The following is an 11,920-nucleotide window of genomic DNA, read 5'->3' on the forward strand; positions in this document are numbered from 1 at the left end:
CTTATAAATATAAGCCAGCTACTATTGCTATGATCCCGACTATAAGGCAGTAAATTGAAAAATAGCTTAGCTTACTGTTTCTCACCAATTTTATCATCCAGGTACAGGCAATAATCCCGGCTATGAAAGCTGCCAAAAAACCTGCACTAAGGTACCCAAATCCCTCTGTTTCCATAGAAAGGTCTCCACCTAATATGTCTTTGGCGATCTTGCCCAAAATCAATGGCACCACCATCAGGAATGAGAACCTTGCAGCTTTCCCCTTATCTATACCCAGTAGGACAGAAGTAGAAATGGTGGCTCCAGAACGGGAAATCCCGGGAAGAATAGCGATGGCCTGAGCAACGCCCACAATTATCGCTTGCCAGAACGTCACAGGTTGATTTGTGAATTTGGCTCTATCTGCCAGATAGAGCAACACTGCCGTAAGGATGAGCATACATCCTACAAACACGATCTGTCCTCCAAATAATGTCTCCAACTGCTCCTCAAACACTAATCCTACAATAGCCGCAGGAATCATAGAAAGTATGATTTTGGTTACAAATTGAGTTTCTTCGTTCCACTGAAACCTGAACAAACCACCAAGGATTTCCCCTATGTCTTTTCGGAATACAACGATTGTGGAGAGAGCTGTGGCAAAATGTACCACTACTGTAAACATCAATCCCTCAGCAGGCATTTTATTTTCTCCCAAAATCGCTTTCCCCAATTCCAGATGTCCACTGGAGGATACCGGCAAAAACTCCGTCAGTCCTTGAATGATTCCAAGGATAATTGCATCAATTATTTCCACGCTTAATTACTTTCTGTTTTGGAGAAAATCGCATAAAACTCAAAAATAAAGCCCGCCAGCGTTACAATTGGACCAATTGTCAATCCTAACACACCGTTACCGTGCGGTTCACCATCCAAGCTGATAAGAATGAACCCTAGGATGATCAGTCCAATTCCGATGAACATCAGTTTGTAGTTTTTGCGGGAAAAAGGGAAAGAAGATTTGCTCATTTTATAGATTAATACAGTTCGTCCAAAGACATATTTAAATACTTATTAACAGCTCGCAAGGTACTTAGAACGGATAGAATTCCACCTACTGTGACCAAAATACCGAATAAAACGAGCAACAATTGTTGGTTTTGGAGCATTGCGAAGCCCTCGATGTTTGCCTGGGTATATTTCACCAGCGCAAAGAGAATCAAGGAAGCAAACCCACCAGCCAACATCCCAAACAAAAAGGCCCGTGACAGGAAAGGTTTTCGTATAAACCCGCGCGTGGCTCCCACCAGTTGCATGGAACGAATAAGAAAGCGCTGGGAGAAAAGTGCCAATCGTATGGTATTATTGATGAGCATCACCACAGTAATGATCAAAATCAATATGAACCCTCCGAGTACAATACTGACTTTGAGCAAGTTCTTATTGATGGAATCCACTAGATCCGTCATATAAGAAACTTCAAAAACCCCGGGAATGGCTTCTATCTCGGCAACTATTGCTTCCAGTTGCTCCGAAGTCTGGAATTCCTCAGCAATGGTCAACACAAAGCTGTCGCGCAAGGGATTGTCTTCAAGGAACTGTGTGAAATCCTCACCTGTACTTTCGATAAAAGTGGCCGCGGCCTCCTCGTCTGACACGAACCTAAGATTAAGTGTGTCACCTTTTTGGAGGATAAAGGATCGTTTGGACAGATTGTCCCTGATGGCATCAAGCTTTTTCTGTTCCAGGTTTTTCTCCAAGAATACCTGGACCTCAATATTCTCACGGATCATACTGGTCAGGGTCTTTGCCTGGATGAGGATTACTCCGAACAGACCTACAATAAAAAGGGATAGGGTAGTACTGAAAAGTACACTTCCAAATTTGAAATGCCCCAGTGTCTTTTTCTTTCTCGGATAGTTGGCCATAGCTTGTAAATTCTGCTCAAAAGTAACTTTCCCCAAGGATATTGCCAATCTATTCCTGATAAAGGATTTTGATGACTTTTTCACCACTGATCCCAAATATCTGATCTTGTGGCCGTTGCTTCACCAATGCCAACCCGGTAAATCTTCCAAAAGCCGGAAGTACCAGTTTATTTTCTGTAAAGTGAAAACATGGCAGATTTATGGCCTGTCGCCCTCTTCCATACAGCCGTACACCAGGATGCACATGGCCACAAAGATTCAGTTTACCTGATGGCACCTGATCTTCAGGCTCATGGGTGAGCAATAAATTCCCCAATTCGATTGGTTCTTCATGAATTTCAAAGATGGATTGACGATAAGCCAGAGCTGGTAAAATGTCGTGATTTCCTTTGACCAAATGGAAATTCGTCCGGGTATGGCCGCCTAAAAACTGAATCAGAACTTCCCATTGTGAATTCCATTCACTATGGAAAAGGTCTCCCAATATATAGAGATCTTTAGGCAAGAATTTATCAAGAAGTAAATTAATGTGCTGTAAATCAGAATAATGAATAGGCTCAGGGATAGGTATTCCCGCTTTCCGGAAATGTGCGGCTTTTCCAAAATGAAGATCAGCAATAAATAAAGTTGAACTTTCTGAAATCCAAACGGCTTTCTCCGGTAGTAGGTGGAGTGTAGTATCTGCAAAGAAAATATCCAAATGCATCCAATCTTAGGTATGGTTTTGGGGGTAAGGTGTAAAAAACCTGATCAAATATAGATTCACTAAACGCATTTTTTATGAAAACCTGTCAATTTGCTTCAGTACTCATTTTCCTATTCCTGGGAGGCACCCACGCCATGGGACAGTCTAAGTCTAATATATCCGGCATTTGGTTCAATACGGAAAAGACAGCCCAAATCGAAATTATGGAAATGGATAATGGGATAATCGGAAAAATAGTCTGGATCCAAAATGCGAATAATCCCGATGAAGAGAAGGATGTCGTCAATTCTGATTCAAGCCTAAGAGATCGTCCACTGATGGGATTGACCATTTTAGAGGGATTGAAATATAAGGATGGTATATGGTCTGATGGGAAGATTTACGATCCGGAATCCGGTCTTAGTTATACCTGCGAACTGAATCTAAAGAAAAAAGATCTATTGGAGGTTACTGGGTATTTAGGTGACTCTTGGGTTAGCCGTACGGTAGAGTGGAACAGGGTCAGGTAATAGTTTCGGATATCTTTGAAGCCAAGAAGCTGCCTCCTAAAAGACAGTTTCTTGGTTTTTGCAGATAAACCCTGTGCTTTAATTTTTATGTTGTAGATAAAATGACTTTAGAATATACGAAAGCTGCTCATATTCTATCAGGAAGGCATCGTGACCAGCAGTAGCAGTGATTTCCTTATACGTTCCTTTTTTCACATGCTGACTGATAAATTGGGATTCTTCTGGGAGAAACAAGAGATCTGTATCAACGCCGATGGTCAATACATTTGCCTCAATTTTACCCAAGGCCTCAGTCACCCCCCCACGGTTTCTACCCAAATCATGGGAATCCATTGTTTTGGTAAGTGTCCAGTAGGAGAGTGCATTGAAGCGGTTGGCTAACTTTTTACCCTGATAGCGCAAGTAGGACGAAGCTCTGAAATTATCCAGTTGGTTTTCACAGTCCACTTGCTTAGCGGCCAGATCGAGAGGATGTCTATAAGTAAGCATGGCAATGGCACGTGCAGTTTCCAGTCCTTTTTGACCTGCGGCTTCATGAAGCTCACCCCAGGTGCAATCCGATTCTATCGCCATCCTTTGGGTTTCATTGAAACCTATCACCCATGGCCTAGTCTTGGAGGTGGATGCCAGAATCACGGCATTTTTAAGTTTGCTTCCTAAAACATATGCCCACTCCAGTCCAACCTGGCCCCCCAATGATCCACCGATCAGGCTATGGATCGAATCTATCTGTAAATGAATCCTCAAACGCTCCAGTCCCTGGGCCAGATCACGGGACGTCATCTGAGGAAAATCATAATAATATGGTTTACCGGATTTTGGGTTCACACTGAAGGGCTGGGTAGAGCCATAGCATGATCCCAAAAGATTTGCACAGATGATAAAATGGTCGGCAGGGTCGAAGAATTTATCTTCTCCGACCAGGCCATTCCACCATTCCGATACATTGGAATCTCCAGTAAGCGCATGGATAACCCAGATAACATTCGATTTTTCAGAATTGAGTTGTCCATAGGTAGTATAGGATATATCAAATTCCGCAAGGCTATCTCCTGATTCCAAGGATAACGGCGTATTAGAATGGAATATGTCCTGGGTCATAGTAATCAAAGCGTACTGACTTTTAAGATTCATTTGTTGATTTAGATTTTATCGAAAGCTTGTTGCAGGTCCGACTTGATGTCTTCAATGTGCTCAATACCACATGAGATTCTCAAGAGGGTAGGAGTCACTCCCGCCGCGATTTGCTCTTCATCAGAGAGTTGCTGGTGGGTGGTAGCTGCTGGCTGGATGATCAGTGTCTTGGCATCACCTACATTGGCTAGATGGGAGATGAGTTCCAAATTATTGATCAATGAAGAAGCCTGTTCTTTTTCTCCTATCAGCTCAAAACTCAATACTCCTCCAAACCCATTGGTCAGGTACTTTTTAGCTAGAGAATGGTATGGAGAGGAAGGCAATCCAGGGTAATTTACTTTCTGGACCAATGGATGATTATCCAGCCATTTGGCAAGCTCAAGCGCATTATCTACTGTTTTCTGAACTCTAAGTGAAAGTGTTTCTATCCCCTGAAGAAGTAAAAAAGAATTAAATGGACTAATGGCAGGGCCAAAATCCCGCAAGCCCTCAACCCGGGCTCTGATAGCAAAAGCTACATTAGGTAGGCCTAGGGGGTTGTTTTCTCCAAAGACCTCCCAAAAATTAAGCCCATGATACCCTTCAGATGGCTCGGAAAATTGTTTGAATTTTCCGTTTCCCCAATTGAAATTGCCGGCATCTACTATAATTCCACCAATAGATGTCCCATGTCCACCGATCCATTTGGTAGCTGAGGAAGTGACGATATTCGCCCCATGCTTGATAGGCTGACATAGGTAACCTCCCGCGCCAAAAGTATTGTCCACGACCAAAGGAATATCATGTTTTTTGGCTACCGCAGCAATAGCTTCAAAATCAGGAACGTTAAATTCCGGATTACCAATAGTTTCCAGGTAGATGGCTTTTGTACGCACATCGATCAAGTTTTCAAAGTCCTGTGCTGCGCTACTCTTGGCAAACCGGGCTTCTATACCTAGACGTTTAAAGGCCACTTTGAACTGATTGTAGGTACCTCCATAAAGGAAAGTGGTGGACACAAAATTATCACCGGCTTCCATGATGTTGTTCAAAGCAAGGAATTGGGCGGCCTGTCCTGAGGAGGTAGCTACTGCTGCAACTCCGCCCTCCAAAGCCGCAATCCTATTTTCAAATACATCCGTTGTAGGGTTCATGATCCGGGTATAGATGTTTCCGAATTCCTTTAATCCGAAAAGATTTGCCCCATGTTCCGCGGAATTAAAAACATAAGAAGTGGTCTGGTAAATAGGGACTGCCCTAGAGTTGGTAGTTGGATCCGCTTGCTGACCAGCATGTACCTGTAGGGTGTCGAAGTGAAGGTTTTTTGACATGTTATTAGGGTTTTATGGTTTGAAAATTTTATAAAGAAATAATTCTGTTCCGAGATGCTCCAAAATAGGCGGCAAAAAAATCAACAGAAGCATAAGGCTAGTAGCTGACCCTGAATTAAAACCAGATGAAAAGGTGATGAAGTGTTTCCTGAGTGCATTTTGTCGAACTTATAGTCCCAAAAGAGAATCTCTTTCGGCAGGAATTGGCACCTTGGACTTTCCAGGTTGCCAGAGGGTCTTTGAGCCTGTCTCTCGCCTCTTCTTTATAAATCCAGGCACTTAAAAGTGAAAGGATGCTGCAAAGAAAAGGGCGGGAAACGGAAAAACAAAATTTATTTTCATGTCCAGCAAAGAAATTCTTCACTTTGCTTTTTCATTTTGACCGGGGAGGCATTAAAACCCACCCAAAAATCCTTCCTTAGGGATGAAGTTTGGGAGACAGGGATTTGCCTTATGCTGATTGTAAATCCTAAAGACTTAATCATAAATCGATCTGACATCCCAGGGTGATTTGATGTTCCCCTCTTTTGATAGGCCAGAATAATAAAATTTGAAATAGCCCAGAGTATAGCGGTAGGGTGGTTCTACAGAAGTTGATCATAAAAAAAGCTAACCCGTGATAGGTTAGCCTTGGGTAATTGGCATGTTGTTGAATTATAGGATGGGATCACCACCTCTTCTCACTTCAGATTGTCTGTCTCCACGGTGGTCTCTCTCTAAAAAGCCATCTCCGTACTTTGCATCCCTTATCCTACCTGACGTGTCACTAAGGAGATCTTCATCTTTGAAGAAAGTTTGATTTTGATGATCATAGCGTCCATATAGGCTACGGGACTCTGCGCTGTAATAAGTACGCATGTCGTGTAAGAATTCGGCCTGAGGACCAGATGGCCAATTGTCACTATCAAAACCAGGAGCATTCTCCAGTGTTTCTTTAACTTCCTTGACAATTATCACATTCTCTTGCGCCGGATGAAATTCGAAAGATTCATATGGCAAAGCAAGAAGTTTAGATCCTAAATTTAAAAAACCTTCATCCACTTTCAGTACTACATAATCAATCTTTCCTGTGTTTGTATTGATCATGATGTCTTTGATAGAACCTACTGGCTCATCACGTGCGGTTTTTACAGTACATGAGATTGCTGTTGAGCAACTGATTTGGGAACGTTTTAGCGTGTTCATGTTAATAGTTGGTTAGTGAGTAATTATTAATGTGACTCACTTAATTCTATTATTGTGCCACAGGCTAAAACGAGTACCTCAGCTGATCTATCGACTTTTTAATGCTTCACTAGTGCGAAGTCCTTGCCCTATTCGTGGAAATATATTCATTCCAAGGGGAATCCCTTGGTTTCCTTCAGATAATTCTAAATTTCAACAAATACATTAACAATCCATTCATGCATATGAGCATGAACTAGATTACAGATTCAAATCCCTCAAATCCTCTTCAGTATCAATGTCCACCTTACCTTTCGGAAAGTCCACACTGGCCATATCGGCTTCGTTTGAGAGAGCTATTTGTTTTGCACCTTCATCACCTGTAAGCTGCATCAATTCCTTGAAATACGAATTACCAAAAAGGATCGGCACGCCAAAAGTCTTGGAATATTTACAGGACACTATTCCCTTCCCGCTTTCTTCTTGTGTGGATATGAGTTTATTAAGCAGTTTTGAATCAACAAAAGGTTGGTCACACAGCATAATGATTACCTGGTCAGGTTTGTCAAATTTCAGCATATACTCCATCCCGGTTTTTATACTGGAAGCCATGCCTTCCTTGAAGTTAGGGTTTGGAATATTCGGGATACTATTGCCGGGAAAAGTCCTCTTGATTTCATCCCTATTTGCTCCCAGCACCACCACCCGTTTCTCAGCATCAGCCCCATTGGCGGCGTCTATTGCATATTGGAGCAAGGTTTTCCCCTTGTACTGGGCGATTTGTTTTGGATATCCCAGTCTGCTGGATTCCCCTGCCGCAAGTATGATTATTCCTGTTTTCATTGTTTTCACTCGTGTATAGGTCCGTTCTTTTCTTTCAGAAAGCTACCACTCTTTCCACCAAAAACTGCTTTTATTTCCGCCAAAATCGAAAGTGCGATTTCTTCTGATCCCTCAGCACCAATATCCAAACCCATGGGAGAGAAGATAGGGTTCTGATTCACAGTCACTCCCTGCTTTTTCAGTCGCTCTACTAATTTTTGGGATTTCTTTTTAGGCCCCAGTATCCCAATATAAGGTAGGCTTAAGGGGATTAAGTCATGTAATACCATCGCCTCATATTCGAAGTTGTGTGTCATCAGCAAGGCGGCCGTGAAGGAGTCTATCTCTAGTTGCGCTACTACCTCATCTCCCGATCCAGTGATAATTTTCTTGGCGGAAGGAAAGCGAAGTGGAGTGGCTAGATTTTTTCGCCCGTCGATTAAGATTAAATCCATGCCCAGTATATCAGCCATTTTGGCTAAGGGAACCGTATCATTACCTGCTCCGAAAAGTAAAATACGGATGGCTGGACGGATGTATTCCAGGAAAACCTGGACATCATCCAACTCCTCAAATTTCACTATACTATGATTCGCTGAGTCTGTTGTTTTAATCTCATGGCTTATCTTCTCCAATAGTCCCTCTTCTAGGTTTTGCCTGTCTCCAAAGAGTTCGCTTCCCTTGAATAATACTTTTGTCCCGATTTGTTCTTGCTTGGAATATTTGACAGAAAATACTGTAATCAAGCGGCAGGAAACCCGGTCTTGCAGAGCAATTCTCAGCAATTCCACAGGATTTATATCCGACTGATAATTAATAGGTTCTATCAATACATGGATAATACCATTGCAGCCTAGTCCAATTCCGAACTTCTGATCATCCTCGTCTGTAGTATCATAGGTCACTACTAGGGACTTTTGCTGAAAAATGACTGTTTGTGCTTTGCGGAGCGCATCACCTTCCAAACAACCTCCACTGATCGCTCCAGTCAGTTCGCCGTCTTCGGAGACCAGCATCCGAGCACCGGGACGGCGATAAGCAGAACCATCTACCTGAACTACCGTCGCCAACGCAATCATTTTATTGCTTTCTTTGTAGAAGTCGTAAGCCTGAATTATGGCCTGAAATTCTTTCATAAGTAAAATTCGGTGGGTAAACCTACAATTATTGAATTAAGGTAAGCTACTGCTTTTTCAATATCAAAAGAATAGATACGAATGGTCGAAATGGTTTGATATATGTAATAAATTGTGTCAATATCTTAAAGAAACCTCAGTTTCCTTATCACTGTTTACTCATTTGAAACAGTAAGATTTTACTTGTTTCAATGAGCTTTAAAAATACCTTTACCGCTACCTTTTACCCATGAAAATCCCCAGTCTCGCCCAACTCAAAAAAGAACTTGGTTATCTCAATGAGAAAGAATTGATAGAAATGCTGACCGACCTGAGTAAATTCAACCGGGATAATAAATCTTACTTATTTTTCAAGCTAAATGAGAAAGATAATCCAGGCCTGTACGTGGATATGGTGCAGGAGGAATTGGAAATTGAATTTCAGTCTGCTAGAGGTGGTCATTCCTACTATGCGAAAAAAGCCGCACAGAAACTTCGCCGGAAGATGAACAAACTGCTCAAACTGAGCAAGGTCAAAACAGACCAGATTGAAGTACTCCTGTTCTTTTGCCAGAAAATGAGAGAATATGGCTACATGAGCCATAGAAATCCAGTACTGGATAATATTTACCAGATGCAGCTGGGCAAGGCAGTGAAACTGATCTCCTCTCTCCACGAAGATTTACAGTTTGACTATGAGGGTAGGGTGGAAGAGCTGGTACGCTAATCAACCTATTGTTCAATTTCCTAAAGGCAGTATAGAATTGTGTTGGGTGGCTTGATAATAAGCTGGTCAAAAGATACTTTGTAGCATAATTGAAGTAAGTCAAGGTTAGTACTTGCCCGTGTTTCTTTCTTCAACCCAACTTTTGACCTTAATTCAAAACCAATAGACCCAACCTATACACCTATGAAAAAATCAATTCTATGCGCCTTATTACTGGGTCTTGGGGGCCTGGCGAAAGCTCAGGATTCCCAGGATCTAAGTAAATATCCCGCACCTGTCACATTCACCAACGAACAGGACCATGCAAATATGCAGCAGCAACTGGGGATCACAGTGCTGAGACCTGGTCCAAGTGGAAATGAAGCCGCACCAAACGCAGCGAATTATGATGAATCAAAGGCCAATCCTTGCCCCGAACTTCCTGATATTCTCACTACCAATGATGGGAGAACAGTCAGCTCAGAAGATATGTGGTGGGAAATCCGGAGACCTGAACTCGTCGATGCGCTGGAACGGGAAGTGTATGGAAAACTCCCTAAAAATATACCTTCTGTTAAATGGGACGTAAAAATCACAGACAGGGAATTTGTAGCCAGAACTCCAGTCATCGCTAAGCAAATCATAGGTCATGTGGACAACAGTTCGTATCCACTGATCAATGTGGACATCAATATGATACTAGTCGTTCCTGCAAATGCTAAAGGACCAGTACCTGTTTTGATGATGTTTGGGCGTCCTTCCTTTCCGGCACCTGCCCAGCCAAGTGGAGAGGATATGGAGATATTGAATTCATCTTTTAAAGAAATGATGATCAAGAATGATCCTTCAATAAAAGCTATTTTTGATAAATATCCTGCATATACTCCGGTCACCAGGCTCCCCGGTCCTAATTTCTTTGCACCGCCTGTAAGTGGGGATTCCCCACCTACCGAACAATTGCTAGCAGCTGGTTGGGGATATCTGACCATAGATCCTAGTAGCATCCAAGCTGACAACCATGCGGGGATCACACGGGGCATCATCGGATTGGTGAACAAAGGTCAGCCCCGTTCTCCAGAAGACTGGGGAGCACTTCGGGCTTGGGCCTGGGGAGCTGCAAGAGCATTGGATTATCTGGAAACTGACTCCTTGGTGGATTCTAAAAAGGTCGGGATCGAGGGAGTTTCCAGATACGGAAAAGCTGCTTTGGTGACTATGGCCTTTGAACCAAGATTTGCCACAGCTTTGATCGGCTCTTCAGGAAAAGGAGGAACCACACTCCATCGACGGGTTTTTGGCGAGGCCGTGGAAAGTCTGACTGGTGGAGAAAACTACTGGATGGCCGGGAATTATATGAAATATGGTGCTGATGAATCTGGGTTTGGAAGGTTGGATGGCTGTGATTTGCCGGTAGATTCCCATGATATGCTTGCCCTCTGTGCTCCCAGACCAGTTTTTGTGAGCTATGGTATTCCTGAAAAAGGAGATGCCAAATGGTTGGACCAAAAAGGGAGTTATATGGCTGTAGTTGCTGCTGGGGCTGCTTATAAGTTTTTGGGAGCTTCAGACCTTGGAGTATCCAATGATTACATGAAAGAAGAAATGCCACCCTATAATACAGATATGTTGGACGGAGATCTGGCTTGGAGACAGCATGATGGCGGACACACAGATGCCCCTAATATGCAGTATTTTATTCCATGGGCCAATCGGGTGTTGGGGCATAAGAAGTAATTATATGTTAGTTTTGTCATACTATCATAGCAAAGCTCATGTTTGAAGGACCGGATTACCCAGCATCTATCACTGAAGATCTTTTTGAGTCTTGGCTCGAAGAAGGGAGGGAGAGTAAAATCTCCTATCACTATATGCTTATAGTCTGGAATGTGTACGATGAACAGTACCTCCCCGTGTATGTAGAAAACCGTGGACAGATCAAGAACTATGAGGTATATCCAGAAGCAAAGGGTTCGGAAGCCTTGGTTGCAGTGTATGATTTATATTCGGAAAGTAGGATAGCCTTGTAAGATTTTAAGCATTAAAAAGGTAATCCCAAGCCTAATCTGTTGTTTTCATCCGATTAATTAGCTGGCATTTTGAGGTATAAATATTTCCTACCCTTTGCGTCTTGTCCCACATACGATTATACTACATGCCAACGCAGGCTTTCCATTGATCAATCTGTTGATTTTGATTAATATCGGCCATGCCTACGGCATTTAGGCAAAATCGTTACACCCTTATTAGCCAGCCATTGAAATGGCTGGCTAAAACATCGGCCATGCCTACGGCATTGTAATCAAAGCAATTTACTGCTTGCACACTTGTTTTATATACCGTACCCATCTTTAGTGTTGACACCTCACACCTGGGGAGGGTTATTCTTATTTCCTATGATTTATACCTCTCTAACTTTAAAAAAGCCTGTTTCTTGTTATACCTTCTCTATAAAAAAGAATAGATAAAACCATATAAATCAAACGCTTATATTCAATAGACATTTTATTTAAATCATTATTGCTGTGGATTAAGCTCATCTTTACA

Annotated in this window: 13 protein-coding genes and 1 riboswitch; of the genes, 4 read left to right on the forward strand and 9 right to left on the reverse strand. The window is 42.4% G+C overall.

Translation table 11 applies throughout. From position 1 onward, the window contains the following. Position 1: 1 nt before the first annotated feature. From LZF95_RS18790 to pdeM, 4 genes are read right to left on the reverse strand one after another with little or no spacing between them, the layout of a single operon-like run. Entirely contained in the window at positions 2 to 796 is a 795-nt protein-coding gene (locus tag LZF95_RS18790; protein ID WP_233756570.1) for an undecaprenyl-diphosphate phosphatase, read from the reverse strand. Between the two features lie 2 nt (positions 797 to 798). Beyond that, on the reverse strand, positions 799 to 1,008 hold the full coding sequence (locus LZF95_RS18795; RefSeq protein ID WP_233756571.1) for a DUF3098 domain-containing protein: 210 nt from the start codon (positions 1,006 to 1,008) through the stop codon (positions 799 to 801). An 8-nt stretch (positions 1,009 to 1,016) separates the two neighbouring features. Beyond that, on the reverse strand, positions 1,017 to 1,907 hold the full coding sequence (locus LZF95_RS18800; RefSeq protein ID WP_233756572.1) for an ABC transporter permease: 891 nt from the start codon (positions 1,905 to 1,907) through the stop codon (positions 1,017 to 1,019). 49 nt (positions 1,908 to 1,956) lie between these two features. Then, positions 1,957 to 2,613, reverse strand: coding sequence for a ligase-associated DNA damage response endonuclease PdeM (gene pdeM / locus LZF95_RS18805; RefSeq protein ID WP_233756573.1), 657 nt, complete (start codon positions 2,611 to 2,613; stop codon positions 1,957 to 1,959). Between the two features lie 74 nt (positions 2,614 to 2,687). On the opposite strand from pdeM, the gene LZF95_RS18810 reads away from it, so the two are divergent. Continuing rightward, positions 2,688 to 3,122, forward strand: a complete 435-nt coding sequence (locus LZF95_RS18810) for a DUF2147 domain-containing protein (RefSeq protein ID WP_233756574.1) — start codon at positions 2,688 to 2,690, stop codon at positions 3,120 to 3,122. A gap of 78 nt (positions 3,123 to 3,200) precedes the next feature. On the opposite strand, the gene metX is transcribed toward LZF95_RS18810, so the two are convergent. The 5 genes from metX to LZF95_RS18835 all read right to left on the reverse strand — a co-directional run bounded on the left by metX (position 3,201) and on the right by LZF95_RS18835 (position 8,691). After that, on the reverse strand, positions 3,201 to 4,256 hold the full coding sequence (gene metX, locus LZF95_RS18815) for a homoserine O-acetyltransferase (protein WP_233756575.1): 1,056 nt from the start codon (positions 4,254 to 4,256) through the stop codon (positions 3,201 to 3,203). Positions 4,257 to 4,264: 8 nt separating this feature from the next. Next, on the reverse strand, positions 4,265 to 5,569 hold the full coding sequence (locus tag LZF95_RS18820; RefSeq protein WP_233756576.1) for an O-acetylhomoserine aminocarboxypropyltransferase/cysteine synthase family protein: 1,305 nt from the start codon (positions 5,567 to 5,569) through the stop codon (positions 4,265 to 4,267). A 165-nt stretch (positions 5,570 to 5,734) separates the two neighbouring features. After that, a riboswitch (SAM riboswitch) is annotated at positions 5,735 to 5,841 on the reverse strand. A gap of 382 nt (positions 5,842 to 6,223) precedes the next feature. After that, the gene (locus tag LZF95_RS18825; RefSeq protein WP_233756577.1) at positions 6,224 to 6,754 is read right to left on the reverse strand and encodes a PRC-barrel domain-containing protein; all 531 of its coding nucleotides are present in this window, start codon (positions 6,752 to 6,754) and stop codon (positions 6,224 to 6,226) included. A gap of 240 nt (positions 6,755 to 6,994) precedes the next feature. Next, positions 6,995 to 7,576, reverse strand: coding sequence for an NTP transferase domain-containing protein (locus tag LZF95_RS18830; protein WP_233756578.1), 582 nt, complete (start codon positions 7,574 to 7,576; stop codon positions 6,995 to 6,997). A 5-nt stretch (positions 7,577 to 7,581) separates the two neighbouring features. Next, complete coding sequence (locus LZF95_RS18835) at positions 7,582 to 8,691, reverse strand: XdhC family protein (protein WP_233756579.1); 1,110 nt, start codon at positions 8,689 to 8,691, stop codon at positions 7,582 to 7,584. Between the two features lie 229 nt (positions 8,692 to 8,920). Between LZF95_RS18835 and LZF95_RS18840 the strand changes: the two genes are divergently transcribed. The 3 genes from LZF95_RS18840 to LZF95_RS18850 all read left to right on the forward strand — a co-directional run bounded on the left by LZF95_RS18840 (position 8,921) and on the right by LZF95_RS18850 (position 11,403). Further along, a complete protein-coding gene (locus tag LZF95_RS18840; protein ID WP_233756580.1) occupies positions 8,921 to 9,397 on the forward strand; it encodes a hypothetical protein in 477 nt (158 codons plus the stop codon). Positions 9,398 to 9,580: 183 nt separating this feature from the next. Next, entirely contained in the window at positions 9,581 to 11,110 is a 1,530-nt protein-coding gene (locus LZF95_RS18845; RefSeq protein ID WP_233756581.1) for an acetylxylan esterase, read from the forward strand. A 38-nt stretch (positions 11,111 to 11,148) separates the two neighbouring features. Further along, the gene (locus tag LZF95_RS18850; RefSeq protein WP_233756582.1) at positions 11,149 to 11,403 is read left to right on the forward strand and encodes a hypothetical protein; all 255 of its coding nucleotides are present in this window, start codon (positions 11,149 to 11,151) and stop codon (positions 11,401 to 11,403) included. Positions 11,404 to 11,920: the final 517 nt, after the last annotated feature.

The sequence above is a fragment of the Algoriphagus sp. AGSA1 genome (assembly GCF_021390545.1).
Taxonomy (GTDB): Bacteria; Bacteroidota; Bacteroidia; order Cytophagales; family Cyclobacteriaceae; genus Algoriphagus.